Origin of the sequence: Streptomyces sp. Y2F8-2 (assembly GCF_014905555.1) — a bacterium.
Taxonomy (GTDB): domain Bacteria; phylum Actinomycetota; class Actinomycetes; order Streptomycetales; family Streptomycetaceae; genus Streptomyces; species Streptomyces cynarae.
Genome location: NZ_BNGS01000001.1, coordinates 1 through 23794, shown reverse-complemented (window position 1 = coordinate 23794; position 23794 = coordinate 1). Strand labels below are relative to the sequence as shown.

Annotated in this window: 27 protein-coding genes and 2 pseudogenes; 18 read left to right on the top strand and 11 right to left on the bottom strand. The window is 71.6% G+C overall.

Annotated elements, in window-relative coordinates; genetic code table 11:
* The first annotated feature begins 116 nt into the window (after positions 1-116).
* The 3 genes from SY2F82_RS00145 to SY2F82_RS00135 all read left to right on the top strand — a co-directional run bounded on the left by SY2F82_RS00145 (position 117) and on the right by SY2F82_RS00135 (position 2165).
* Entirely contained in the window at positions 117-1055 is a 939-nt protein-coding gene (locus SY2F82_RS00145; RefSeq protein WP_200416838.1) for a PAC2 family protein, read from the top strand.
* Between the two features lie 70 nt (positions 1056-1125).
* A complete protein-coding gene (coaE, locus tag SY2F82_RS00140) occupies positions 1126-1734 on the top strand; it encodes a dephospho-CoA kinase (RefSeq protein ID WP_200416837.1) in 609 nt (202 codons plus the stop codon).
* A 50-nt stretch (positions 1735-1784) separates the two neighbouring features.
* Positions 1785-2165, top strand: coding sequence for a tetratricopeptide repeat protein (locus tag SY2F82_RS00135; RefSeq protein WP_200416836.1), 381 nt, complete (start codon positions 1785-1787; stop codon positions 2163-2165).
* Between the two features lie 196 nt (positions 2166-2361).
* Here SY2F82_RS00135 and SY2F82_RS00130 read toward each other — a convergent pair whose 3' ends face one another.
* Positions 2362-2628 (bottom strand): DUF6343 family protein, encoded by a 267-nt coding sequence (locus SY2F82_RS00130; RefSeq protein WP_200416835.1) that lies wholly within the window; start codon positions 2626-2628, stop codon positions 2362-2364.
* 119 nt (positions 2629-2747) lie between these two features.
* Between SY2F82_RS00130 and SY2F82_RS00125 the strand changes: the two genes are divergently transcribed.
* The gene (locus SY2F82_RS00125; protein ID WP_200416834.1) at positions 2748-3734 is read left to right on the top strand and encodes an acyltransferase domain-containing protein; all 987 of its coding nucleotides are present in this window, start codon (positions 2748-2750) and stop codon (positions 3732-3734) included.
* A gap of 83 nt (positions 3735-3817) precedes the next feature.
* Positions 3818-4510, top strand: coding sequence for a bifunctional 2-polyprenyl-6-hydroxyphenol methylase/3-demethylubiquinol 3-O-methyltransferase UbiG (locus SY2F82_RS00120; protein ID WP_236041016.1), 693 nt, complete (start codon positions 3818-3820; stop codon positions 4508-4510).
* Between the two features lies 1 nt (position 4511).
* Here SY2F82_RS00120 and SY2F82_RS00115 read toward each other — a convergent pair whose 3' ends face one another.
* Positions 4512-5204, bottom strand: coding sequence for an RNA-binding S4 domain-containing protein (locus SY2F82_RS00115; protein ID WP_374707106.1), 693 nt, complete (start codon positions 5202-5204; stop codon positions 4512-4514).
* A 111-nt stretch (positions 5205-5315) separates the two neighbouring features.
* Between SY2F82_RS00115 and SY2F82_RS00110 the strand changes: the two genes are divergently transcribed.
* Positions 5316-6017, top strand: a complete 702-nt coding sequence (locus SY2F82_RS00110; RefSeq protein WP_200416833.1) for a uracil-DNA glycosylase — start codon at positions 5316-5318, stop codon at positions 6015-6017.
* 10 nt (positions 6018-6027) lie between these two features.
* On the opposite strand, the gene SY2F82_RS00105 is transcribed toward SY2F82_RS00110, so the two are convergent.
* Complete coding sequence (locus tag SY2F82_RS00105) at positions 6028-6687, bottom strand: GntR family transcriptional regulator (RefSeq protein ID WP_200416832.1); 660 nt, start codon at positions 6685-6687, stop codon at positions 6028-6030.
* A 288-nt stretch (positions 6688-6975) separates the two neighbouring features.
* On the opposite strand from SY2F82_RS00105, the gene SY2F82_RS00100 reads away from it, so the two are divergent.
* The 5 genes from SY2F82_RS00100 to SY2F82_RS00080 all read left to right on the top strand — a co-directional run bounded on the left by SY2F82_RS00100 (position 6976) and on the right by SY2F82_RS00080 (position 12505).
* On the top strand, positions 6976-8454 hold the full coding sequence (locus SY2F82_RS00100; RefSeq protein WP_200416831.1) for an NCS1 family nucleobase:cation symporter-1: 1479 nt from the start codon (positions 6976-6978) through the stop codon (positions 8452-8454).
* 2 nt (positions 8455-8456) lie between these two features.
* Positions 8457-9167, top strand: coding sequence for an aspartate/glutamate racemase family protein (locus tag SY2F82_RS00095; protein WP_200416830.1), 711 nt, complete (start codon positions 8457-8459; stop codon positions 9165-9167).
* Positions 9168-9277: 110 nt separating this feature from the next.
* Positions 9278-10057 (top strand): nucleotidyltransferase family protein, encoded by a 780-nt coding sequence (locus SY2F82_RS00090; protein ID WP_236041014.1) that lies wholly within the window; start codon positions 9278-9280, stop codon positions 10055-10057.
* 179 nt (positions 10058-10236) lie between these two features.
* Positions 10237-12102 (top strand): FUSC family protein, encoded by a 1866-nt coding sequence (locus SY2F82_RS00085; protein WP_200416829.1) that lies wholly within the window; start codon positions 10237-10239, stop codon positions 12100-12102.
* Positions 12103-12331: 229 nt separating this feature from the next.
* On the top strand, positions 12332-12505 hold the full coding sequence (locus SY2F82_RS00080) for a hypothetical protein (protein WP_200416828.1): 174 nt from the start codon (positions 12332-12334) through the stop codon (positions 12503-12505).
* Between the two features lie 217 nt (positions 12506-12722).
* On the opposite strand, the gene SY2F82_RS00075 is transcribed toward SY2F82_RS00080, so the two are convergent.
* Together SY2F82_RS00075 and SY2F82_RS00070 are read right to left on the bottom strand one after the other, a co-directional pair.
* The gene (locus tag SY2F82_RS00075; protein ID WP_200416827.1) at positions 12723-13181 is read right to left on the bottom strand and encodes a hypothetical protein; all 459 of its coding nucleotides are present in this window, start codon (positions 13179-13181) and stop codon (positions 12723-12725) included.
* Positions 13172-13870 carry an ATP-binding protein gene (locus SY2F82_RS00070; protein WP_200416826.1) on the bottom strand — a complete coding sequence of 233 codons (699 nt, stop codon included), beginning with the start codon at positions 13868-13870 and terminating at the stop codon, positions 13172-13174. The genes SY2F82_RS00075 and SY2F82_RS00070 overlap by 10 nt, the downstream gene beginning before the upstream one ends.
* A gap of 318 nt (positions 13871-14188) precedes the next feature.
* On the opposite strand from SY2F82_RS00070, the gene SY2F82_RS00065 reads away from it, so the two are divergent.
* The 3 genes from SY2F82_RS00065 (at position 14189) to SY2F82_RS00055 (ending at position 16209) form a co-directional block, all read left to right on the top strand.
* The gene (locus SY2F82_RS00065) at positions 14189-15049 is read left to right on the top strand and encodes a helix-turn-helix transcriptional regulator (RefSeq protein WP_200416825.1); all 861 of its coding nucleotides are present in this window, start codon (positions 14189-14191) and stop codon (positions 15047-15049) included.
* Entirely contained in the window at positions 15050-15304 is a 255-nt protein-coding gene (locus tag SY2F82_RS00060; RefSeq protein ID WP_103839625.1) for a DUF397 domain-containing protein, read from the top strand.
* Between the two features lie 89 nt (positions 15305-15393).
* On the top strand, positions 15394-16209 hold the full coding sequence (locus tag SY2F82_RS00055) for an SAM-dependent methyltransferase (RefSeq protein ID WP_200416824.1): 816 nt from the start codon (positions 15394-15396) through the stop codon (positions 16207-16209).
* A gap of 110 nt (positions 16210-16319) precedes the next feature.
* Here SY2F82_RS00055 and SY2F82_RS00050 read toward each other — a convergent pair whose 3' ends face one another.
* The 3 genes from SY2F82_RS00050 to SY2F82_RS00040 form a co-directional block, all read right to left on the bottom strand.
* Positions 16320-17810 (bottom strand): glutamate synthase subunit beta, encoded by a 1491-nt coding sequence (locus SY2F82_RS00050; protein ID WP_200416823.1) that lies wholly within the window; start codon positions 17808-17810, stop codon positions 16320-16322.
* 100 nt (positions 17811-17910) lie between these two features.
* On the bottom strand, positions 17911-18390 hold the full coding sequence (locus SY2F82_RS00045; protein ID WP_200416822.1) for a DUF1772 domain-containing protein: 480 nt from the start codon (positions 18388-18390) through the stop codon (positions 17911-17913).
* A 44-nt stretch (positions 18391-18434) separates the two neighbouring features.
* The gene (locus tag SY2F82_RS00040; protein ID WP_200416821.1) at positions 18435-19124 is read right to left on the bottom strand and encodes a DUF2293 domain-containing protein; all 690 of its coding nucleotides are present in this window, start codon (positions 19122-19124) and stop codon (positions 18435-18437) included.
* 201 nt (positions 19125-19325) lie between these two features.
* Between SY2F82_RS00040 and SY2F82_RS00035 the strand changes: the two genes are divergently transcribed.
* Together SY2F82_RS00035 and SY2F82_RS00030 are read left to right on the top strand one after the other, a co-directional pair.
* On the top strand, positions 19326-19967 hold the full coding sequence (locus SY2F82_RS00035; protein WP_200416820.1) for a uridine kinase: 642 nt from the start codon (positions 19326-19328) through the stop codon (positions 19965-19967).
* A 167-nt stretch (positions 19968-20134) separates the two neighbouring features.
* Positions 20135-20563 carry a CBS domain-containing protein gene (locus SY2F82_RS00030; RefSeq protein WP_200416819.1) on the top strand — a complete coding sequence of 143 codons (429 nt, stop codon included), beginning with the start codon at positions 20135-20137 and terminating at the stop codon, positions 20561-20563.
* Between the two features lie 30 nt (positions 20564-20593).
* On the opposite strand, the gene corA is transcribed toward SY2F82_RS00030, so the two are convergent.
* Positions 20594-21721, bottom strand: coding sequence for a magnesium/cobalt transporter CorA (gene corA, locus SY2F82_RS00025; protein WP_200416818.1), 1128 nt, complete (start codon positions 21719-21721; stop codon positions 20594-20596).
* 206 nt (positions 21722-21927) lie between these two features.
* Between corA and SY2F82_RS00020 the strand changes: the two genes are divergently transcribed.
* Entirely contained in the window at positions 21928-22722 is a 795-nt protein-coding gene (locus tag SY2F82_RS00020) for a methyltransferase domain-containing protein (protein WP_200416817.1), read from the top strand.
* 56 nt (positions 22723-22778) lie between these two features.
* On the opposite strand, the pseudogene SY2F82_RS39640 reads toward SY2F82_RS00020, so the two are convergent.
* A pseudogene (locus tag SY2F82_RS39640) lies at positions 22779-23090 on the bottom strand (PfkB family carbohydrate kinase); the annotation flags it as partial.
* On the opposite strand from SY2F82_RS39640, the pseudogene SY2F82_RS39635 reads away from it, so the two are divergent.
* A pseudogene (locus SY2F82_RS39635) lies at positions 23088-23432 on the top strand (SAM-dependent methyltransferase); the annotation flags it as partial. The pseudogenes SY2F82_RS39640 and SY2F82_RS39635 overlap by 3 nt on opposite strands.
* A gap of 56 nt (positions 23433-23488) precedes the next feature.
* Here the strand turns inward: SY2F82_RS39635 and SY2F82_RS00005 are convergent.
* The coding region (locus SY2F82_RS00005; RefSeq protein ID WP_236041012.1) for a PfkB family carbohydrate kinase at positions 23489-23794 on the bottom strand (306 nt) is incomplete at its 5' end.

The window sequence follows — 23794 nt, the reverse complement described above, 5'->3', positions numbered from 1 at the left end:
CGTTCCGGGGCCCGGCCACTGTCGGCTGTGACGGCCGTACTCCCGGTGCGCGAACCGGGAATGACCGTGCCCCGGCCCGCGTTGTGCCGTACGAACACGAGGAGGAGCGGTCTACAGTGCTTGATCCGCAGGGTTTGTACGCATGGGAGCCGAAGGGCCTCGCCGTCGTCGACATGGCGCTCGCCCAGGAATCGGCCGGACTGGTCATGCTCTACCACTTCGACGGATACATCGACGCGGGAGAGACCGGCGACCTGATCGTCGACGGGCTCCTCGACGCGCTGCCCCAGCAGGTCGTGGCCCGCTTCGACCACGACCGGCTCGTGGACTACCGCGCCCGCCGTCCCCTGCTCACCTTCCGGCGCGACCGCTGGACCGACTACGAGGTCCCCAACATCGAGGTGCGCCTGCTCCAGGACGCCACCGGAGCGCCCTTCCTGCTGCTGTCGGGGCCCGAGCCGGACGTGGAGTGGGAGCGGTTCGCCGCGGCCGTGGGACAGATCGTGGAGCGGCTCGGCGTCCGTCTGTCCGTGAACTTCCACGGCATCCCCATGGGCGTGCCGCACACCCGGCCGGTGGGCCTGACCCCGCACGGCAACCGCACCGACCTGGTGCCAGGTCACCGTAGCCCCTTCGAGGAGGCGCAGGTACCGGGCAGTGCCGAGTCCCTGATCGAGTACCGGCTCGCTGAGGCCGGACACGACGTTCTGGGCGTCGCCGCGCACGTCCCCCACTACATCGCCCGCTCCCCGTATCCGGACGCCGCGCTCACCGTCCTGGAGGCCATCACGGCCGCCACCGGACTCGTCCTGCCGAGCGTCGCGCACTCCCTGCGCAACGACGCGCACCGCACGCAGACGGAGATCGAGCGGCAGATCCGGGAGGGTGACGAGGACCTGGTGCGGCTCGTCCAGGGGCTCGAGCACCAGTACGATGCCGCCGCGGGCGCCGAGACACGCGGCAACATGCTCGCCGAGCCCATGGAGATCCCGTCCGCGGACGAGATCGGCCAGGAGTTTGAGCGCTTCCTCGCGGAGCGCGAGGGCGACAGCTGAGTCCAGGGCCCACAGCCCGACCCGCGGCCTGCCACCGGCATTGTCGGTGGCAGGCCGTAAGCTTCCCGGCATGCTGAAGGTGGGCCTGACCGGCGGTATCGGCGCCGGCAAGAGCGAGGTGTCGCGGCTGCTCGTGGAGCGCGGGGCCGTACTGATCGACGCGGACCGCATAGCACGCGAGGTCGTCGCTCCGGGCACTCCCGGGCTCGCGGCGGTCGTCGAGGCGTTCGGCGAGGACATCCTCACCGCGGACGGCAGCCTGGACCGCCCCAGGCTGGGCTCCATCGTCTTCGCCGACCCGGACAAGCTCGCGGTCCTGAACTCGATCGTGCACCCCTTGGTGGGCGCCCGCTCCCGCGAACTGGAGACCACCGCTGACGACGACGCCGTGGTCGTCCACGACGTCCCCCTCCTCGCCGAGAACGGGCTGGCCCCGCTCTACGACCTCGTGATCGTCGTCGACGCGAGCCCCGCCACCCAGCTCGACCGGCTGGTCCGTCTGCGCGGTATGACCGAGGAGGACGCACGCGCCCGCATGGCCGCCCAGGCACCACGGGAGAAGCGCCTGGAAGTCGCGGACATCGTGATCGACAACGATGTGCCCCTGGAGCAGCTGAAGCAGCGGGTAAGGGACGTATGGGAGGAACTCGTCCGCAGAGCGCGCCGTTCCCCGGAATAGCGTCCGCCCGCGGGGGCGTTGAACCGGTGCAGTAAGGGAAGGACTCTGCCGTGCCCGAGACCAGCGATTCCACCGGACCAACTCCGGAAACGCATGTCATCGACTTCCGCGCCGCGGAGCAACTCCTCGCCGCGCGGGACCCGCGGGGCGCGGTCAAGCTGCTCGACGGCGTGATCGCCGCCCACCCCGAGAACACCGCCGCCCGGCTGCTTCGCGCGCGTGCCTTCTTCGCCGCCGCGCAACTACGACCGGCCGAACTGGAGTTCAGCATCGTGCTGGAACGCGAGCCGGACAACGCGTACGCGCACTTCGCACTCGCCCGCACCTACGAGCGCCAGGCACGGCACGACGAGGCGAAGCGGCACTTCCGGCTGGCCGCCGCACTGGACCCGAACCCTCAGTACCTGAAGGCGGCACGCTTCGACGCCTAGGGCCTCTCGTTTGGATCATGCCGGGCTCGCGGGGCCTGATCCAAACGAAAGACCCTGGGGCCGCGCTCCCGATCAGCTCGGCCTCGGCTCGGCATCGCGCGACCTGGCGCGTGCGTCCGCGGCCCGCGCCGCCCGCGGGATCCGCTCAGCGGCCACCCACCGATCAGCCGCGTCAACAACGCTCCAGGTCAATCACCTAGCGGCCGCGGCGTTCCGGGGGCGGGTACGGCGGGACCTCACGGCCCGGCTGCCAGTGCGGGCCCTGACGGATGTGCCGCACGATCACGGTCATGTCCACGGCCGCGACCAGCCACAGCGCACCGCACGCGGCCGCCCAGCCCGGCCGGCCGATGAGCGCGAACACGACCGTGCCGAAAGTGGCCCACACCAAGCCCCACAGGCTCAGCCAGAAGCGAGCCCGCAGCGCACTGCGCGCCGTCGCCGGTTCACTGCCCGTACGCATCGCTCTCACTGCTCCTCAAGGCACCAGTACCCTTCGTGGTGCACGTTCACCATGGGACGGTGACCGGATCCGGGCGTCCGCGAACCGCAGCGGGGCCCGGTCCGTGTGGGGAGGCAACGGTGCTGCTGGAGACGCTGCGGGCGGACGCGCGGCTCGCCGAGTGGCTGAGGGACCTCGACAGCGACGGTGACACCCGCGTCCAGGCCGCCCTGCCCGACGCGGACGAGCTGCCCGACGTCCTGCTCGACCTGTCCGTGCCCCACGAGGACATCAACGAACTCGTCGCCCAGCGCGCCCGGCTCGGCCGGGACCCGGAGGCGACGGCGTTGCTGGAGCGGTGCGTCGCCCGCTTGGTACGGGACATGGGGGAGATCGGCAAGGGCTGGGAACCACCGCAGTTCCCCGCGTCGGCGGGGCCGCTCGGACGGCTCTTCCCCGTGTACGTCTTCGTCGCGGCGCTGCCGTACGTGCGGGCGTACCACCGCGAGCGCGGCATCCCGGAGGAGGTGTCCCGGCGCACGCTCGCCGACCTCGGCCGGCACATGGCGGTGCACCGCCGACGCAGTGGCACGGGCGGGTTGCTCTTCCCCTGGTGGATCGCGCTCCATTTTCATGGGGAGCTGTTCCAACTGGGGCGGCTGCAGTTCCAGCGGGCGCGCCTGGGACAGCGCACCGGGCGGGCCGTCGCGGCGGCGGGCCGGGTGCACGGGCCCGGCGACCTCTGTCTGAGCCTGCACATACCCGACTTCAGTGGCCCGTTGTCCCCGTCCGCCTGCGAGCGGTCCCTGACGCTGGCACGGGCATTCTTCGCCCGGCACTACCCCGACGAGCGCCATGAGATCGCCGTGTGCCACTCCTGGCTGCTCGATCCCCAGCTCAAGCGGTATCTTCCGGCGGACTCCAACATCATCCGCTTCCAGGATCGCTTCGAACTCGCCTACCAGGACACGACACCGGACGACGGGCTACCGGTCGGCTTCGTCTTCGGCGACCCGGAGCTGCCGGTCGGAGAGCTGCCCCGGCGGAGCAGTGTGGAGCGGGCGGTGGGGGATCATCTGCGGGCGGGCGGGCACTGGTACGGGGGCCACGGCTGGTTCGCGCTGTGAAGCCGTTCGACCCTCGAACGTTTCACCCCATCGGGTGACAGCAGGCCGGGAACGGGGCACTCGTGGCGGCCCGTTGGACGGGCATGAAGCAGAAGATGCGGACCGGTTACGGAGGCACGGGCCCCGGCGTGATCACACCCGACGGGTGTGCCGTCGAGCTGTACTCACGATTACCGCCCGGGGACGAACCGGACATCGTCGCCGCGGCCGTGCCGACGGGGGCGCACATCCTGGAACTGGGCAGCGGGGCGGGGAGGATGACCCATCCGTTGCTGGAGCGCGGTGTCACGGTCACCGCGGTGGACGAGTCACCGGAGATGCTGGAGCGGGTGCGCGGCGCACGCACGATATGCAGCCCGATCGAGTCCCTGGACCTGGGCGAGACGTTCGACGTGGTGCTGCTGGCGTCGTTCCTCGTGCACGCCGGGGACGTCGGGGTGCGCAGACGACTGCTGCGGACCTGCGCCCGGCACGTGGCCGACGGCGGATGCGTGCTGATCCAGAGGGAGGGCGAGGACTACCACACGAACCTGCCACGTGAACGGATCGACCCGAGCGGCTTCACGGTACGGATCGTGTCCGCGGAGCCGGTGGGGGACGGGGTCAACTCGGTACGCGCGGAGTACGAATTCCCGGACGCGACCTGGACTCAGATGTTCCTCTCCCGGCCCCTGAGCAGACAGCAGTTCGAGGAGGCGCTGGCGGAGGCGGGACTGCGCGTGGACAGGTATCTGACGGACGACCGGACATGGGTCAGGGCGGTGCGGGCGGCGTAGCTCAACTCCCACCCTTGGTCCGGCGCCGGCCGCCGGGCCGGCCCTGTGTGCCCAGGCCGCTCGCGAAGCCGCCGCCCGCGGCCGCGGCCAGGCCGCGGAGGCGTTCCGTCTCGCGGCGGTCGCGCTTGGTGGGCCGGCCCGTGCCACGGTCGCGGACACCTGCCGGGGCGATCGCCTCGCGGGGCGGCGGGGGCGGGCTGTTGTCGATGTAGCACTGCACGGCCACCGGGGCGCCGACACGCTTGCGGATCAGACGCTTCACGACGACGACCCGCTCCCGGCCCTCGTGCCTGAGGCGCACCTCGTCGCCGATGCGCACGTTGTACGCGGGCTTCACACGCTCGCCGTTCACCCGCACGTGCCCGCCCCGGCAGGCCGCGGCGCCGATCGAGCGGGTCTTGACGAGCCGTACCGACCAGATCCAGCTGTCGATGCGGACGCTCTCGCCGTTCCCCGGGCCGGCCGCCTCGGCGGCGGCCACCGCGGCGGCGGTCTTCGGGTCCATGGCGGTCGGTGCGGCGTCCGCCGGCTGCGGGGAGGGCTGGGCGTCGGTGGCTCGGCCGTCCGCGCCCGTGCCGGAGTCCCGCCGGTCCGCCTCGTCCTCGCCGCGCGTCCCGGAGTCCCGGTGTGCCGCAGCCGCGCGGGCCCCCTCGGTCCCGCCCGTCGTCTCGTGGTCCGCACCCTCAGAAGCCATGCTCCCGACCTTAGCTCGTCGAGCCCGGGGGACCCGACGCCGTTTCCGCGCTTGAAGGCCAGGCAGCGGGGTGCCGCTTTGGGTCTCCGTCGCCCGGCCTACCGTGGAGGCATGGACAGCAGCAGCCTCGCCCGGCTGGACGAGCGGATCACGGGATGCCGTGCCTGCCCGCGCCTGGTCGCATGGCGCGAGGAGGTGGCCGCCACCAAGCGCGCCGCGTTCGCCGACTGGACGTACTGGGGGCGGCCGGTGCCGGGCTTCGGACCGCAGGACGCACGGCTGCTCGTCATCGGCCTCGCCCCCGCGGCCCACGGCGGAAACCGGACCGGACGGATGTTCACCGGAGACCGCTCCGGGGACGTGCTGTACGCGGCGCTGCACGACGTGGGTCTGGCGTCGCAGCCCACGTCGGTGTCCGCCGACGACGGCCTGGAGCTGTACGGCGTACGCGTCACCGCTCCCGTGCACTGTGCTCCGCCCGCAAACAAGCCGACGCCCGAGGAACGGGACACATGTCGGCCATGGCTCGTGCAGGAGCTGCGGCTGCTGCGTCCGTCGCTGCGGTCCGTGGTCGCGCTCGGGTCCTTCGGCTGGCAGGCCGCGCTGACCGCGCTCGGTGAGGCCGGCTGGGCGGTTCCCCGGCCGCGGCCCGCCTTCGGGCACGGGGCCCGGGTGTCACTGGACGGACTGGAACTCTTCGGCTGCTTCCACGTCAGCCAGCGCAACACCTTCACGGGTCGGCTCACGCCTCGGATGCTGCGGGACGTACTGCGCACGGCGGCGGACGCGGCGGGTCTTCCGGTCGAGCCGTAGACGACAGGCCCTAGGGCAGCAGCTCTCCGTCTCCGAACAGATGCCGCACCGTGGAGCGGTAGTTGGCGCGCACATGGGCGAGGGCGTGGGCGCGGGCGCGGTTCGGGTCGCCGGAGGCGATCGCCTCGTACAGCTCGCGGTGTTCGGTCAGGAGCTGGGGCCACTCCTCGTTCTGGCGGGTGAGCCAGCGCAGCCGTCCGTCGACCGGTTCCATGACCGAGATCAGCAGGCTGTTGCCGGCCATGGCGAGGATCCGGTCGTGGAAACGGGTGTTGATGTCTGTGATCGTCTCGGCGTCGCCGACGGCGGTCGCGGCCGCCGCCTGGTCCAGCAGCTCCGCCAGTTCCGCCAGGTCCTTCTCGCCCGCCCGGGTAGAGGCGAGCCCGGCCGCGTAGACCTCGAGGGCCTCGCGCAGCTCGAAGAGCTCCTTGACGTCGGTCGGGGTCAGCCGGCGCACGACGGTTCTGCGCGGCGTCTCGAAGAGCACGAACCCTTCGGCGACCAGTGCGCGGATCGCCTCCCGGACCGGGACGCGCGAGACCCCGAACCGCTCGGCGAGCTCGCGCTCGACCAGGCGGTCGCCCGGGCGCAGCCGCCCCGCGATGATCTCCTGCCGCAACGTGGCGAGCACCCGCTCGCGCACCGCGCCCAGGGGTTCGATCTTCGTCATGGGGTCATCTTCGCGGACTCGGAGGGTGTTTTACGGAGGTGTAACAGGACGGACATCGGTCGGAACGGTTGACGGCGAGACCATGACGGCAGTTTGGTATACCAAACACCCCGCCTTGGTTCCTGCTCGAGAAGCACCGGCACCCGGACCCCACCCGGACCGCACCGGCATCCGGCCCCCACCCGGACCGCACCGGCATCCGGCCCCCATCCGGACGTCCCCTCCCCGCCATCGACCCGCACGGATCGTACTGAAAGGCCCCTCCGTCCCCTCGCCCATGGAGGCCCCGTGTCCCTCGCCGACCGCGCCGAAGCCACCGGCGTCCCAGCGTTCGTCCCCGACCCCCGCCTCACCAACGAAGACCTCGCACCCGCCGCCGAGCGCAAGTGGAAGGTCTTCGACCTGTTCGCCATGTGGATGTCCGACGTCCACAACCTCGGCAACTACACCTTCGCCGCCGGCCTGCTGGTCCTCGGCATGAACGTCTGGCAGATCTTCACCTCCCTGCTCGTCGGCTTCGTCCTCATCTACCTCGGGATGAACATGATGGGCAGGATCGGCCAGCGGCACGGGGTCCCGTTCCCCGTAGTCAGCCGGATCAGCTTCGGGGTCTGGGGCGCCAATATCCCCGCCCTGATCAGGGCCGTGATCGCCATCATGTGGTACGGCATCCAGACCTACCTCGCGTCCGTCGCCGTCAACGTCATGCTGCTCGCCGCCTGGCCGGGCCTGACGTCGTGGACCCACCACTCCTTCCTCGGCCTCAACGCGCTCGGCTGGACGTCGTTCGTCGCCCTGTGGCTGATCCAGGCGCTGATCATCAGCCAGGGCATGGAGTCGGTACGGAAGTTCCAGGACTTCTGCGGTCCCGCCATCTGGCTGGTGATGATCGCGCTGGCGGTCTGGATCCTCGCGAAGGCCGACTGGAGCATCTCGCTCACCTCCACGCCTCACCCGGTATCCGTGGGCGAGCAGTGGCGGCAGTGGTTCGGCGCCGTCGGGCTCATCCTCGCCACCTACGGCACCCTGATGCTGAACTTCTGCGACTTCTCCCGCTTCGCTCCCGGCTACACAACCGTCAAGCGCGGCAACTTCTGGGGTCTGCCGGTCAACTCCACGGCCTTCGTGATCGTGTCGGTCATCGTCACGGCCGGTTCCATCAAGGTGTTCGGCGAGGCCATCACCGATCCGGCGATGCTCGTCGCGAAGATCGGCAACACCTGGGTGCTGGTGCTGGCGGCCTTCACCTTCGCCGTCGCCACCATGGGCGTCAACATCGTCGCCAACTTCGTCTCACCCGCCTACGACCTGGCGAACGTCTGGCCGCAGAAGATCAGCTTCAAGGTCGGCGGCATGATCAGCACGGTCGCCGCGCTGGTCGTCACCCCCTGGAACCTCTTCTCCAACCCCACCGTCGTCAACTACTTCCTCGGCGGCCTCGGCGCCTTCCTCGGCCCGCTGTTCGGTGTGATCATGCTCGACTACTACTGGGTGAAGCGCGGCCGCATCGACGTCGACCAGCTCTTCAGCGCCGAACCCGGGTCCCGCTACCACTACCGCAAGGGGGTCAACCCCAAGGCGCTGTGGGCGTTCCTGCCCTCGGCGGCGGTCGCGGCGGTGCTTGCGCTGGTCAAGGACTTCAGCGCGGTGGCCCCGTACTCGTGGTTCATCGGGACCGCGCTGTCCGCGGCGCTGTACCTGGTGCTGTGCCGATCCGAGCGCTCGGCTCCGGCCGTCGCTCCGGCCGCCGCCGTCGTGGAGGGCTGAGCGTGCGGATCGTCGTCACCAACTGCAACACCACGCAGGAGATGACCGAGGAGATCCTCCGTGGTGCCCGGGCCGCCGCCGGCCCGGGCACCGCCGTGACCGGACTGACCCCCTTGTGGGGGCCCGAGTCCGCGGAGGGCTGGCTCGACAGCTATCTCTCGGCCGCCGCCGTCCTCGACGCACTGCGCACCTACGAGGGCCCGTACGACGCCGTCGTCATGGCGGGCTTCGGAGAGCACGGACGCGAGGGCGCGCGGGAACTGCTGGACGTGCCGGTCGTCGACATCACCGAAGCCGCGGCGCACCTGGCGTGCCTGCTCGGGCGGCGGTTCGGGGTCGTCACCACCTTGGAACGCTCGTGCGGGCAGATCGAGGACAGTTTGTACACGGCGGGCGTCCTGCAGAACTGCGCCGCCGTGGTCGGCACCGGCATCGGCGTCCTCGACCTCGGCGACACGGCCCGCACCGAGGAGGCCTTCGTGACCGCCGCCGAACGGGCCCGCGCGGCCGGCGCCGAGGTCCTGGTCCTGGGCTGCGCCGGGATGACCGGGCTGCAGCGGGCGGTGGGGGAGAAGCTGGGGCTTCCGGTGGTCGACGGGGTGGCCGCGGCGGTGAAGCTCGCTGAGTCCCTGGTCTCCCTGGGCCTGTCGACGAGTCGGGCGGGCAGCTGGGCGAAGCCACTGCCGAAACGGAGGGTGTGGGGGCGGGGGTGAGGCGGAACGGTCCCGTCACCGCAACCGCTCGAAATCCCGGCGACGTACCGCTCGCGCCGGACTACCGTGGGCGTACCTGCGGGCGTCGTACCTGCGAGGAAGGGGACCAGGTGAACGGGAACGCCTCGGTGACGCAGACGGTGACCGACGACGACACGTTCCTCGACGCCGTGACGGACCGCCTGGCCGCCCTCCCCGCGGTCCGTGCCGTCGCCCTCGGCGGCTCTCGCGCCCAGGGCATCCACACGCCGGCCAGCGACTGGGATCTGGCCGTCTACTACCGGGGCCCCTTCGACCCGGACGACCTTCGGTCCGTCGGCTGGGAGGGCGAGGTCTCGGAGATCGGCGGCTGGGGCGGCGGCGTCTTCAACGGCGGTGCCTGGCTGACGATCGAGGGCCGCCGCGTGGACGTCCATTACCGGGACCTGGACGTTGTCGACCGCGTTCTCACGGAGGCGGAAGAGGGGCGGTTCCAGGTCGAGCCGCTGCTGTTCCATCTGGCCGGAATCCCGACGTACCTGCTGGTCGCCGAACTGGCCGTCAACCGAGTCCTGCGCGGAGCGATCCCACGCCCCGCCCGCTACCCGGAGAAGCTGCGCACGAGCGCGCCCGCGCGATGGCTCGGCACCGCACGAGCGACGCTCGCATACGCCAAGGCCAACCACGCCCCGGCCGGACGGCGGACGGAGGTCGCCGGTGCCATCGCGGTGGCAACCGCCCAAGCGGCACATGCCGTTCTCGCTGCGCGCGGGGAATGGGTGACCAACGAAAAACGACTGCTGGAGCGTGCAGGACTCAGAGCGGCTGACGACATCATCGCGGGCCTGGGCCCGGACCCGGAGTCGTTGACCCGGTCGGTCGCTGCTGCAGAGGCACTCATCCGGGCGTGAGCGACGATCTTGGCGGCGTGGGGTTGCGTTCATAAAGAACACGCCCCCCGCCCGCCCTTTCACACCGCTGAAACGCTCACGTCCTCTTCGCTCCAAGAACACGCCCTACCGTGGACCCCACACCGCCCGGCCACCGTCGCCCGAAGGCACATCCCCGCCCTCGTCCGGACAGGAGCCCTGTGTCGCGTCCCGTGTTCGCCCTGCCGCCCTGGCTCGCCCACGCCCTGCGTGCCCAGCGTGGTCCCGTGCCCTGGAGTGCCGTCGCCCGGGGGGCGCTCGCCGCGGGACCGCTGCTGTCGGCCGCCCTGCTCGTCGGGCGTACGTCGGCCGGTGTCCTCGCCGCCCTCGGGGCCATGCTCGCCGGGATCAACGACCGGCCCGGCAGCCGGCGGGCCTCCGTGCAGCGGCTCGGGGCGCCCGCGCTCGCGGGGGCCGGCGGGCTGCTCGCCGGGACGTATGCCGGACAGCACACCGAAGCCGTCCTCCTCACTCTCGTGCTCACCGTCCTCGGACTCGTCGCCGGAGCCGTCAGCGCCATAGGGCCCGTCGCCTCCGGGGCCGGTACGCAACTGCTCGTCGGCGCGGCCATCGGTGCCGGGATGCCGCTGCCCGAGAGCGGCTGGCAGCGGGCCCTCGCCTTCCTCGCCGGGGCCGGCTGGTTGCTCGCGCTGCGCCTGGTGCTGCCGACGCCCGGCGCGACCACCGGCGACTACCGCTTCGACGGGGAACGCGACGCCGTCGCCGGGGTGTACGACGCCATCGCCGACCTGCTCCTCGCCACCGCCACTGCGGACGCCACCGCGCGGAGGGCGGCCCTGACCGCCGCCCTCGACCACGCCCAGGACGCCCTCGCCGGGCCCCGGCTGCGGCGGTGCGCGTCGTCCTCCGCCGAACGGCGCCTGCACGCGCAGTACGCCGCCGCTCTCCCTCTCGCCGAGGCCGCCACCGCGCTCGCCTGGGCCGGGGACTCCGTTCCCGCACGGGCAGCGCAGGGGCCGCGCCGCCTCGCTGCCGCCGTACGCGGCAACACGCACACCGGACCGCTGCCCGCGCCGACCCGCACCGCCCCCGCGCTGCGCGCCCTCGACGACGCTCTCCTGCACGCCGCCGACACTTTCGACCGAGGCGGCGACGGACACGGCCTGCACGCCCGGCGCCGTACCGCCGCCTCCGTGCTGCGCACCGTCCTGGGCGCCGGGGGACGCGAGTACGGACTCCGCGTCGCCCTCAGCTTCGGCGCCAGCGCCGCCATCGCGCAGGCCCTGCATCACACCCACTGGTATGGGCACCACACCCACTGGTACTGGATGCCCGCCACCGCCGTCTTCCTCGTCAAGCCCGACCTCGGGCCGTTGGTCTCCCGTGTGCTGTGCCGGGCGGCCGGGACGGTGCTGGGTGCCGTCGCCTTCGCCGCCCTCGCCGCCGTCGTGCCCCGGCCCGCGGGCCTCGTCACGATCGTGGCGCTGTGCGGGGCGCTCATCCCGGTCGCCACACGGCACTTCGCCGCGCAGACCGCGGTCGTCACGGTCCTCGTCCTCGCCCTGGTCATGGTCGGCGGCGAGTCCCAGGCCTCCTGGAGCCGTATCGGGGAGACGCTGTTGGCCTGCGGGATCGTGCTGCTCGTCGGGCATCTGCCGGCACCGGGGCAGCGCGGCGGCACCGTACGGGCCCGGCTGGTACGCGCGGTGGACGCGGCACACGCCTACCTCGCGCACGTCCTGACCCGGGAGGACGACCGGGCCGGGCGCTGGGCGCTGCGCCGCGAGGCCTACCGCGCGCTCGCCGAGGCCCGCCTTGCGATCGACCTCGCCGCCGCCGAGCATCCCGCTCTCGCCCGCCACACCGAGGGCACCGACGAGGTGGCCGCGACACTCGAACGACTCGTCGACACCACCACCGCCTGTGCCGTGCACCTGGATGACAGCGGGCGCCTCACGCCCCGGCACCGCCAACGGCTCGCCGAATTGCTCGACGAACTCGCCGAGCACCGTGCGCATGCCGGACTGGGCACGGAGGAGACCCCGCGGCTGCCCTTGGCCGTGTAGCGCAAGCCATCGCGGCCGTGGCGCCCCTGCGGTCGCGGCCCACGCGCGGCAGGTCCGAGCCTCTGGCAAATCGGGCTGTCCGGTGAATTCGCCCCGATCTCGCATTGGCCGCGTGTCAAATGCGTCTCAGTAGCGTCACTTAATGCGCCGTTCACCCAAGCTCAGCGTTTAACTCTAGGAGTCGACCGTGATCGGCTCGCCGAGACACGGCGTTGCAAGGAGGTACAGGGTGAACGGGCGAACAGTGCTGGCGCGCTTTCCCGCCGGCGGGCCGCGGGGCTCGTGGCCCGCGGAGGAGTTCGCGCAGGCGCGGCGCGTGGAGGGGCAGCCCGCGGAGGTCGTGATGGACCTCATGACGGACGCGTTCCTGGTGGTCGTGCGAGGGGCCGACGCCGCCGAGTGACCGCTGCACCGGTCGGGTACGGCAGGGGCGCGTACGCGACGCAGTCATGGGCGGCACGCCGCAGCCCTCAAAGACACGTCTCAGTCGTCAGCGGCACGCCTGCAAGCGTCAGTGGCGCCTGCAACCGTCAGGGGACACCTTGCGGGCGTTCGCAAGGCACGTGTGCGTGCGTCATGCCGTTACGCGCGCGGCCCCATGACATGGGGCGGCCGTACGGTCACGCGTTGATCGGGCGTGCCCATGCCGGAGTGGCGCCCGTGACCCGGCACAGCGCCAGATACAAGGGGATCGGCGGGGTGTACGGCACGCTGTCGTCGGTGCGGCGGATGAGCTCGGGGACGCTCTCCGCGTCCGGGACGAGCGCGCCGCGGGCGTATCGGGCGGGTGCCGGCCAGTCCAGGGCGACGTCGGAGTCGGACGGTACGATCCACCACCAGTCGGCCCGGTCGGCGTACACACAGCCAAGCCGCGGCAGTCTGGGCAGCACCAAGGGCCCGTAGCGGGCGGGCACGGCCACCGCGTCGCAGCCGAGCGGCACGGTCATGCCGTCGGGCAGAGGGAGCCGGCTGGACGCCGCGCCGGACGCCCGGCGCGCCCGGTCGAGACGGGCCAGCGAGTCCAGGCTCAGGACCCGGGTGACCCCAGGGCCCGCGGTCTGCGTCCCCCTCACACCCATGCGGTCCCCGTCCCCAGGGACGGCTCCATCTCGGAACCCCGACCGTCCGCGGGGAGCCGCTCGGCACTCCGGCCGGGATCGAAACGCGCACCGCCCTCCGCGGGCGGCTTCTTGGCGCTCCAGCCCGGGTCGGACCGCGCCATCGCCCCTTCCCTGCCGGGATCGGGCCGCGTCGCCTCCTCCCGCGCCCGGGACCTGTCGCCGGAACACGACAGGTCCCGGGACGGCTGCGTCGGGCGGGCGACTCGGGCGGGCGCCGACTGGTCGGCCTCGCGTGCCAGTTCCGCCCAGACCAGCAGCCCGGGCCCCGCCTCCTGGGCTCCCCAGGAGCGGCACAGAGCCGCGACGAGAAGCAATCCCCTCCCGTGCTCCTCCTCGGGGCGCTGCCGCGCGGGCCGCGGCTCGCCGGGGGCGCAACCCTCGTCGCGCACGCCTATGCGCACCAGGTCGCCCTCGTCGTGCAGTTCACATACGACGTGCTCCCCGGCGGTGTGCACGATCGCGTTGGTCACCAGTTCGGAGACGACCAGTGCGGCAGTGGCGCACGTGTCTTCGCACACCGCCCAGCCGGCCAGCCGGGCACGCGTCAGCTGCCGGGCCCGCGCCACGGAGGCCGGGTGCGCGGCCAGCTGGAAGCGGAACCGGCGTTCGGCGGCCGCGTCGGGACGCAGCCCTGAGGCGCCACCCATGCCGGACCGGTCTGCGGGGGCGTCTGTTCCTAACGACGCGGGCGGAATCACGCTTGCCACTATCGCCGTGACATGAACACTTGGCAAGAGTCACTCTGAAAATTGCAGAGTGCTGTGTGACTCCGAGGAGGGGCATGGCACACTGCTCGCAACGGCAGGCCGAACGGCGCCGGTTGAGGTCTGAGATACGGACGTCAGAGTCCGGAGCCCGCGTCGAAAGTCCGTGAACCGCAATCGAACATGTGCGGGCGGCGGTGCGGAAAGAATTCGAACGGTGCCGCCTGGGCAGTCCGCGCCAAAAGGACGGGAGGGTGCGAGGTGAGCGAGCCGCGCTCGGCGCCGACGGTCGGTCAGGTGGTCCTCGGTCGACGCCTGCTGGACCTGCGTGAACGTGCGGGCCTCAAGCGGGAGGAGGCCGCGCGTATCCTGCGCGTCGCACCCGCCACCGTCCGCCGCATGGAGACCGCCGAGGTCGCCCTCAAAATCCCCTACCTGCAACTCCTGCTGAAGGCGTACGGGGTGAGCGACGAGGAGGCCGAGGCCTACGTCCAACTGGCCGAGGAGGCCAACAGGCCGGGCTGGTGGCAGCGGTTTCACGACATTCTTCCGGGCTGGTTCTCGATGTACGTCAGCCTGGAGGGCGCGGCCGCACTAATCCGCCAGTACGAGCCCCATTTCGTACCCGGCCTCATGCAGACCGAGGAGTACGCCCGAGGCGTCCTGAAGTCGGGCGCCATCGGGCAGACCAGACCCGAGGACATCGAGCGTCATGTGGCGTTGCGCATGCAGCGTCAGGAACTGCTCACGCGCGACGACGCGCCCCGTATCTGGGCCCTGGTGGACGAGACCGCGCTGCGCCGCCCGGTCGGCGGTCCGGCGGTCATGCGGGCCCAGGTCGAACGGCTGCTGGAGGTCACGCGACTGCCCCATGTGACGTTGCAGGTGCTGGAGTTCTCCTCGGGCCCCCACCCCGGGACCTACGGGCCTTTCGTCCTGTTCCGGTTCGCCATGTCAGAACTGCCGGACATGGTCTACAGCGAGTACCTGACCGGCGCCGTCTACCTGGACGCGCGCACCGAGGTGGCGACCCACCTCGAGGTCATGGACCGCATGGCGGCCCAGGCCGCCCCTGCACAACGCACGAAGGAGATCCTCGAGGATCTCCGCAAGGAGCTGTGAATGGACCGCATCACGCCGCGCAAACGCGTCTACAACGGCATGCCGGCCCGTGAACTGGGCAGCGAGGGCTGGCACAAGCCGTGGAGCGGAGGCAACGGCGGCAACTGCCTGGAGGCGATGAAGCTGCCCGACGGCCGGATCGCCGTCCGCCAGTCCACGGACCCGGACGGGCCCGCGCTGATCTACACCTCCGACGAGATGACCGCGTTCATCGAAGGTGCCAAGGCGGGGGAGGCGGACTTCCTGCTGTCATAACCACCTTGGTGCCCCCCCTGTTGTCATTCGCATCACCAACTTGGCGTTCAGTTGACCACTGAGTTCCCCAGACACCTACGGAGTTCCTCATGACCGGGCAGGACCCCGCCCAGGACGCCGTCGTCATCGATACGAGCAAGCCGCACCCCGCGCGCATGTACGACTGGTACCTCGGCGGGAAGGACAACTACCCCGTCGACGAGGAGATGGGCCGGCAGATGCTCGCCCTCGACCCGAGGGTGCCGGTGATGGCACGCGTCAACCGCGCGTTCATGCACCGCGCCACACGCTGGCTGGCCCACAACGGCGTGCGGCAGTTCCTGGACATCGGCACGGGCATCCCGACGGAACCGAACCTGCACCAGATAGCCCAGCGGATCACGCCCGAGGCGCGCGTCGTCTACTGCGACAACGATCCGATCGTGCTGGCCCACGCGGCTGCCCTGCTGCGCAGCACGCCCGAAGGCGCGACCGAGTACCTGCAGGCCGACGTGCGGGACCCCGCGGCCATCGTCGAGGGGGCCAGGAAGGTCCTGGACTTCTCCAAGCCCGTGGCGCTGTCCCTTGTCGCGCTGCTGCACTTCGTCTCCGACGAGGACGGCGCCCACGACCTGGTCGGCCGCCTGCTGTCCGAACTGCCCTCCGGCAGCTACCTGGTGATGACCCACGCCACGGCCGACTTCACCCCGGAGGAGTCGGCGGCGGCCACGGAGAAGCTCAAGGCGGCCGGGGTCACACTGGCGCTCCGCTCCCGCGAGGAGTTCGCCCGCTTCTTCGACGGCCTCGACCTCGTCGACCCCGGCGTCGAGGTGGTCCACAAATGGCACCCGGAACTCGGCGAACCGGTCCCGGGCGAGGACGACGGGGTCATTCCGGGGTATGGGGCGGTGGGGCGCAAGGGATAGCCCGACGACAGGGCCGGGACACGTCCTGCGCGGCGCAGCGACGCCGCAGCGGCCGCGACCGGTGGGCACCTGACGGGACCATCGCCGGGTGCCCACCGGGTCCCGCTTGCTCACGCCGTCATCGGGCGGTCGTACGGACCGATCGGTGCCGGCAGGCGTGACGTCCCGCCGGACAGCCGCCGGTCCACCGCCGCCGCCACGGCCCGCCCCTCCGCGATCGCCCACACGATCAGTGACTGCCCGCGCGCCGAGTCCCCGGCGGCGTACACGCCCGGGACGCTCGTCTCGAAGTCCTCGTTCCGCGCGATCGTGCCGCGAGCGTCGAGTGCGAGTCCGAGCTGCTCGATGATCCCGTCCTTCCGGTCGGGCCCCGAGAACCCCAGCGCGAGCAGCACGAGGTCGGCGGGCAGTGTCCGATCCGAGCCCGGCAGCGGCCGGCGCCGCTCGTCGACCTCGACCAGATGCAGCTCCCGAACGTGCCCGTCCGCGTCTCCCGTGAAGCGGAGCGTGGACGCCGCGAACAGCCGCGCGTCCGCGTCCGCCGCCGGAGCCGTGCGCAGATCACGCGCCTCCTCGTGCGCCGCGGACAACCGGTAGATCTTCGGATACGTCGGCCACGGCTCGGCGTCCTGGTTCCGCTCCGGCTCCGGCTGCGGATAGATGTCCAGCTGGGTCACGGACGCGGCCCGTTCACGCACCGCCGTCCCCAGACAGTCCGCCCCGGTGTCCCCACCTCCCACGATCACCACGTGCTTCCCGGCCGCCGACAACGGCGAGACCTCCAGATCCCCCTCGCACACCCGGTCCGCCAGCGGCAGATACTCCATGGCCTGATGGATCCCGGCCAGCTCGCGTCCGGGTACGTCCAGTTCACGCCATGCCGTCGCGCCGGTCGCGATCACCACGGCGTCATACCGCGACCGCAGCTCCGCCGCCCCGATGTCCTTCCCTATGACCGTGGACGTACGGAACTTCGTCCCCTCCGCACGCATCTGTTCCAGCCGGCGGTCCAGATGCCGCTTCTCCATCTTGAACGCCGGTATCCCGTATCGCAGCAGCCCCCCGATCCGGTCCGCCCGCTCGTAGACAGCCACGGTGTGACCGGCCCGGGTGAGCTGCTGGGCCGCGGCAAGGCCCGCGGGGCCGGATCCGACGACCGCGACGGTGCGCCCCGACAGCCGCTCCGGCGGGCGCGGTGGGGCGAACCCGTCCGCCCAGGCCCGGTCGGCGATGGCCACCTCCACGTTCTTGATGGTGACCGCGGGCTGGTTGATGGCGAGCACGCAGCCCGCTTCACAGGGAGCGGGGCACAACCGCCCCGTGAACTCGGGGAAGTTGTTCGTGGCATGCAGCCGGTCGCTCGCCGCCCGCCAGTCCTCGCGCGAGACGAGGTCGTTCCACTCGGGAATCAGGTTTCCGAGCGGGCAGGCGTCGTGGCAGAACGGGATCCCGCAGTCCATGCACCGGTTCGCCTGTCGGCTGATGATCGGCAGCAGGGCACCGGGGACGTACACCTCGTTCCAGTCCCGCACCCGTTCCTCGACCGGCCTGCGGGGCCATTCCTCGCGGGGTGTGGTCATAAAACCCTTGGGATCGGCCATCGCCGTCCCCCTTGCGTCCATACCGGATCGTCTCGTGCCACGATACGACGCCAGGGTCCCGTGCGCGCCCTGCCATCGGGGCCCCGCTACGGCTGATGCCTCAGGTGAGGGCCAGTACGTACGACACCGCGGCGCCGGCCGCGGCGACCGCCCGGACGTGGTTCCACAACGTCCACTCCCGCAGGTACGCACGCCAGTACACGGCCGTCTCGGGGGAGCCGGGGTCCATCCGCAGCAGAGTGTCGTTGCGGGGCACGTTCGCCATGGCGGTCACTCCGAAGACACCTATGAGATACAAGGCACTGCCCACCAGCAGCGGCGCCTTCCCGTCGTCCGGCCAGAGCACGACCGTCACCACGGCGAGCACGGCGCACAGCACCGCCGCCCCCAGGAAAACGATCATGAACGCCGGTGTCATCGCGGCCCTGTTGATCGCGTTCATCGCGGCGACCCCTTGCGCCGGAGGCAGTGAGCCGAGCCCCCTCATCACAAAGGTGGAGAACGCGCAGCACACCCCCGCCACCAGCCCGGCCGCGAGCACCCCGATCGTGATCAGCACGAAGTAAGGCCCATCGATCATGTCAACTCCCCGCATGCTGTCCCCGGAAGCCGGACGGCCCCGGATCACGCCGCCTCCCGAAGACTCCACTCCCGGAGCACCGCCTCCACACGTCCCGCGATGCGCCGTCGCGCCTCGGGCCGCGCCACGCCATCCATCAGCAGCTGGTCGTACGGCGTCTCCAGATGCCGTACGGACGCCCGCACCGCCGCCGTGACCGCCTCCGGCGACAGGGCCCGTCCCGCCGCGCTGCGCCCCACCCGTCCACTGCCGCGCACCGACGCATGGCCCGCGATCGCCCGCGCCCGCTCGGCCGGGCATCCGGGAAACAGTCGCCGGATCTCCGCAGCGAACGCCTCCGTGAACCGCGCGTCCTCCTCCGCCCGCCGCCGCGCGTCCCGCGCCCGCCGCCTGCGCCGCGCCTCCGCGTCCGCCAGGCACCGCTCCTCGGCCAGGGCGAGCGCAGCCTCCTCGACGAGCACACCCTGCCGCTCATACCGGCCGTGGCGCCGGTTGAACCGCACCACCACCGCCGACAGGCCGCTCGCCTCCCGCGCCCGCCGGGTCAGCGCCGTATCACCCCGCGGCAGGAACACCAGATGCCCGAGATCCGCGCACTCCAGGCACCACGGCTTCCCCTCCTCCAGCACCAGCAACGGCAACGGTCCCCTCCGGCACTCGGCACAGTGTCGCCGCTTGACCGGCTGAAAGACCAGAAGTACGCCGCATCGCGGGGGAGTTGGGGTCGGTGCCATATCCGTCTCCTTCCCCGTCCATCCGGGCGCCGACCGCAACGGGCGCAGCTCGCCCTCTGCCCTTTTCCCTCCTGGTTGCGCGGCTGACGTCGACGGCCCCGCCCTGCTTCAGCGCTCCGCTCCGGGCCGAGCCCGGTACCGCCCCGGTGCCGTCCGCCTGGGACAAGCCGTGAAGTGGGTTTGCCGGCGTGGCGCGGCATCATGGGCCCTGTGCGACTCGAAGCGATCACCTGGGAACGGCTCGGCGACACCCTCGCCGACCGGCTGCTCGACCTGAAGCCGGGCGACGGCAGCCCCTGGCCGCGCATCGCCTTCGACGGAGCCCCGGCCGCGCGCCCCGGTGACCTCGCCCAGCGCGTGTCCGAGGCCCTGCGCATACGTGGCCGCCCCTCGCTCGTCGTCGGTGCGGAGGGCTTCCTGCGGCCCGCGTCGGTCCGCCTCGAGCACGGTCATCGGGACCTGGACTCCTACTATGACGGCTGGCTCGACACCGGTGCCCTGTGGCGCGAGGTCTTCGGCCCCCTCGAGCCCGGTGGTGACGGACGTGTCCTGCCCGACCTCTGGGACCCGGTCACCGACCGCGCGACCCGCAGTCCCTACGTCCACCTTCCGCCCGGCGGCCTGCTGTTGCTCCACGGCCCCCTCCTCCTTCGGCACTGGTTCCCCTTCGACCTGACCGTCCACGTGCTCCTCTCACCGGGCGCGCTGCGCCGCCGTACGCCCGAGCCGGAACACTGGACCCTGCCCGCGTTCGAGCGCTACGAGGCGGAGACGGACCCGGGCTCCGTCGCCGACGTACTGATCCGCGCGGACGATCCCCGCCACCCGGCCTGGAACGGCTGATCACACACCCGCCCGATGGCGTAAGCCGCCTCCGTGCCGCCTCCGAGGCGCTCCTGCCGTCCGGTGGTTCCGGGTGCGTTTGCCCGAAGGCCCGGCGAGAATTGAAGTGCGCCGGGACCTGCGGTGCGTCCCGTGCCGCGCCGGCCGTCAGGCACCGGGAGGTACCCATGACCACCGCCGGAGACATCATGCACCGTGGTGCCCAGTGGATCCCCGCCCACGAGACGCTGGACCGCGCCGCGCAGCTGATGCGCGAACTCAACGTCGGTGCCCTGCCCATCAGCGACGAGAACGAGCGGCTCTGCGGCATCCTCACCGATCGCGACATCGTCGTCGGCTGCGTGGCCATGGGCCACGACCCCTCGCGCGTGACCGCGGGCGACCTGGCCAAGGGCACGCCGCGCTGGATCGACGCGGACGCCGATGTCGGCGACGTGCTCCACGAGATGGAGGAACACCAGATCCGCCGGCTTCCCGTCATCCACAACAAGCGCCTCGTGGGCATGATCAGCGAGTCCGACCTCGCCGAGCACCTGACGGACGATCAGCTCGCCACCTGGGTCGAGAGCGTCTACGCGAGGACGGCCTCGCGTTGACCCGGCAATCCGTCGGGAGCCACGCCGGGGTCACAGCCAGTCGTTGCGCTTGAACCCCCGGTACAGCACGACGCAGGCCACGGCTATCACGACGAGGACCAGCGGGTAGCCGAATTTCCAGTGCAGCTCGGGCATGTACGCGAAGTTCATGCCGTAGACCCCGGTGACCATGGTGGGCACCGCGATCAGCGCGGCCCAGGCCGTGATCTTCCGCATGTCCTCGTTCTGCGCGACGCTCACCTGGGCGAGATGCGCCTGCAGGATCGAGTTGAGCAGCTCGTCGAACGCTGCTATCTGCTCGGTGGCGCGCAGCAGATGGTCGGAGACGTCCCGGAAGTACGCCTGTATCTCCGGATCGATCACCCGGATCGGCTGGGTGGCCAGCTCCTGGATGGGACGGTGCAACGGTGCCACCGCACGCTTCAGCTCCAGAAGTTCACGCTTGAGCTGGTAGATGCGTCCCGGATCCAGCCGCGCGCCGTTCTCCGCGAACACGCCCGTCTCGACCTGGTCGATGTCCTCCTGGACCGCGTCCGTGACGCTGAGGTAGTCGTCCACCACATGGTCCGCGATCGCGTGAAGCACTGCGGCCGGCCCTTTTGCGAGCTGCTGGGGATCGGCCTCCAGTTCCTCGCGCAGCGGGCCGAGCGAACCGTGCCGGCCGTGCCGCACCGTGATGACGAAGGCGGGGCCGATGAACACCATGATCTCGCCGGTGTTCACCACCTCGCTCGTCGCCGTCAACTCCTTGTGCTCCACGTAGCAGACGGTCTTGAACACCGCGAACAGCGTGTCCCCGTACCGCTCGAGCTTCGGACGCTGATGCGCCTCCACGGCATCCTCGACCGCCAGCGGGTGCAGGTCGAAGAGCTCGGCAATGCCCGCGAACTCCTGGTCCGTCGGCTCGTGCAGCCCCAGCCAGACGAAACCGTCGTCCCTCTTGCGGACCCGCTCCACGGCCTCGACGAGATCGCCGCCCCCGGGAACGCGCACGCCGTCCTGATAGATCACGCAGTTGACCACCGCGGAGCCCAGCGGCGAACGGGCGGGGTGGCTCAGATCGACGCGCGCACGGCGCCGCCCCAACCCTGCCACCTTGCGGAGGCCGCCGACCCTGCCGAGACTCGTGACCTTCCGCAGATTCCCTGCCATGGACATCTGGATCTCCTTGCGTGGATCTCCTCGCGCCGCACTCTGCGCCGTCGCGAGCCAGTCTGCCAGTCCGCCGCGATCGCCGGAGAAGCCTGTGGAAACGGAACATTCCGCTTTGGCGCCTGGGCTGTCCGCCGCTCTGGGCGGGGGCCAGGCAGGCCCTGCGGAGCGTCGCCCCGCACGGACCGCACCCCGACTGCGATGATCTCCGCATGACGCACAGCGACGGGTACCTTCTCGACAACCGGCAGACCGAGGCAGGCCGGCGGTTCGAGGCGTTGTCCGCCCTTTTCGACCCCGCGACCTTCCGCCACATCGAGGGGTTCGGCATCGGACTCGGCTGGCGGTGCTGGGAGGTCGGCGCCGGTGGCACCTCCGTGATCTCCTGGCTCGCCAAGAAAGTCGGACCGACCGGGCAGGTCGTCGCGACCGACATCGACACCTCTTGGGCGGCCCAGGCCGCACAGCCTCCCATCGAGGTCCGCACTCACGACGTGGGCACGGAAGAACCCCCCGGCGAGGACTTCGACCTCGTGCACGCCCGGCTCGTCCTCGTACACGTCCCGGACAGGGACAGGGCCTTGCACTCCATGATCAAGGCGCTGCGCCCCGGCGGACGCCTCCTGATCGAGGACGCGGACCCGGCGCTGCAGCCTCTGAGCTGCCCGGACGAGTACGGCCCCGAGCAGAGGCTCGCCAACCGCCTGCGCGAGGGCTTCCGTACGCTGCTCGCCGAACGCGGCGCCGACCTCTCCTACGGCCGCAGACTCCCGCGTCTGCTGCGGGAAGGGGGCCTCAGCCGGGTCGAGGCCGACGCCTACTTCCCGCTCGCCTCTCCGGCCTGTGCGGCGCTCGAATCCGCGACGATCCGGCAGATCCGCGACCAGCTCGTCTCCGCGGGCCTCGCCACGGACGAGGACATCGACCGGCACCTGGCCAACGTCGCCTCCGGCACGATGGACCTGGCGACCGCTCCGATGATCTCGGCGTGGGGCCGCAAGGAGTAAGAGCCGGGAGGTCGAGGGGAAAGGGCCGTCGCCGGGCACGGCGGAGCCTGCCGGGGCTACCGCACGCTCCTCATGGGTCTCCCTCCGACTGTCTCGACCGCCATCGCCCCCGCCTCGCACCCTTCCGTCGCAGCCTCCTCCGGCTCTGCCCCCGCGAGCAGCGCCGCCAGGAACGCCCCGGTGAACGCGTCCCCCGCGCCCGTCGTGTCCCGGGGCGTGGCCGGGGCCGCCGGGATCCGCGCGGCGATCGCCCCGGACGCGGCCACCAGTGCTCCGCGCGCACCCTGCTTGGTGACCACCAGCGGCACATGGCGGCTCAGCTTGGCCGCCGCGTCCGCCGGGTCGGGCAGTCCGGTCAGCAGAGCTGCCCGGACGAGTACGGCCCCGAGCAGAGGCTCGCCAACCGCCTGCGCGAGGGCTTCCGTACGCTGCTCGCCGAACGCGGCGCCGACCTCTCCTACGGCCGCAGACTCCCGCGTCTGCTGCGGGAAGGGGGCCTCAGCCGGGTCGAGGCCGACGCCTACTTCCCGCTCGCCTCTCCGGCCTGTGCGGCGCTCGAATCCGCGACGATCCGGCAGATCCGCGACCAGCTCGTCTCCGCGGGCCTCGCCACGGACGAGGACATCGACCGGCACCTGGCCAACGTCGCCTCCGGCACGATGGACCTGGCGACCGCTCCGATGATCTCGGCGTGGGGCCGCAAGGAGTAAGAGCCGGGAGGTCGAGGGGAAAGGGCCGTCGCCGGGCACGGCGGAGCCTGCCGGGGCTACCGCACGCTCCTCATGGGTCTCCCTCCGACTGTCTCGACCGCCATCGCCCCCGCCTCGCACCCTTCCGTCGCAGCCTCCTCCGGCTCTGCCCCCGCGAGCAGCGCCGCCAGGAACGCCCCGGTGAACGCGTCCCCCGCGCCCGTCGTGTCCCGGGGCGTGGCCGGGGCCGCCGGGATCCGCGCGGCGATCGCCCCGGACGCGGCCACCAGTGCTCCGCGCGCACCCTGCTTGGTGACCACCAGCGGCACATGGCGGCTCAGCTTGGCCGCCGCGTCCGCCGGGTCGGGCAGTCCGGTCAGCAG

Bases quoted from the DNA above. Each gene is read 5' to 3' on its own strand.
- coaE (WP_200416837.1), top strand. From the start codon at position 1,126: ATGCTGAAGGTGGGCCTGACCGGCGGTATCGGCGCCGGCAAGAGCGAG.
- SY2F82_RS00130 (WP_200416835.1), bottom strand. From the start codon at position 2,628: ATGCGTACGGGCAGTGAACCGGCGACGGCGCGCAGTGCGCTGCGGGCT.
- SY2F82_RS00120 (WP_236041016.1), top strand. From the start codon at position 3,818: ATGAAGCAGAAGATGCGGACCGGTTACGGAGGCACGGGCCCCGGCGTG.
- SY2F82_RS00115 (WP_374707106.1), bottom strand. From the start codon at position 5,204: ATGGCTTCTGAGGGTGCGGACCACGAGACGACGGGCGGGACCGAGGGG.
- SY2F82_RS00110 (WP_200416833.1), top strand. From the start codon at position 5,316: ATGGACAGCAGCAGCCTCGCCCGGCTGGACGAGCGGATCACGGGATGC.
- SY2F82_RS00105 (WP_200416832.1), bottom strand. From the start codon at position 6,687: ATGACGAAGATCGAACCCCTGGGCGCGGTGCGCGAGCGGGTGCTCGCC.
- SY2F82_RS00075 (WP_200416827.1), bottom strand. From the start codon at position 13,181: ATGGGTGTGAGGGGGACGCAGACCGCGGGCCCTGGGGTCACCCGGGTC.
- SY2F82_RS00070 (WP_200416826.1), bottom strand. From the start codon at position 13,870: ATGGGTGGCGCCTCAGGGCTGCGTCCCGACGCGGCCGCCGAACGCCGG.
- SY2F82_RS00060 (WP_103839625.1), top strand. From the start codon at position 15,050: ATGGACCGCATCACGCCGCGCAAACGCGTCTACAACGGCATGCCGGCC.
- SY2F82_RS00055 (WP_200416824.1), top strand. From the start codon at position 15,394: ATGACCGGGCAGGACCCCGCCCAGGACGCCGTCGTCATCGATACGAGC.
- SY2F82_RS00050 (WP_200416823.1), bottom strand. From the start codon at position 17,810: ATGGCCGATCCCAAGGGTTTTATGACCACACCCCGCGAGGAATGGCCC.
- SY2F82_RS00045 (WP_200416822.1), bottom strand. From the start codon at position 18,390: ATGATCGATGGGCCTTACTTCGTGCTGATCACGATCGGGGTGCTCGCG.
- SY2F82_RS00040 (WP_200416821.1), bottom strand. From the start codon at position 19,124: ATGGCACCGACCCCAACTCCCCCGCGATGCGGCGTACTTCTGGTCTTT.
- SY2F82_RS00035 (WP_200416820.1), top strand. From the start codon at position 19,326: ATGGGCCCTGTGCGACTCGAAGCGATCACCTGGGAACGGCTCGGCGAC.
- SY2F82_RS00030 (WP_200416819.1), top strand. From the start codon at position 20,135: ATGACCACCGCCGGAGACATCATGCACCGTGGTGCCCAGTGGATCCCC.
- corA (WP_200416818.1), bottom strand. From the start codon at position 21,721: ATGTCCATGGCAGGGAATCTGCGGAAGGTCACGAGTCTCGGCAGGGTC.
- SY2F82_RS00020 (WP_200416817.1), top strand. From the start codon at position 21,928: ATGACGCACAGCGACGGGTACCTTCTCGACAACCGGCAGACCGAGGCA.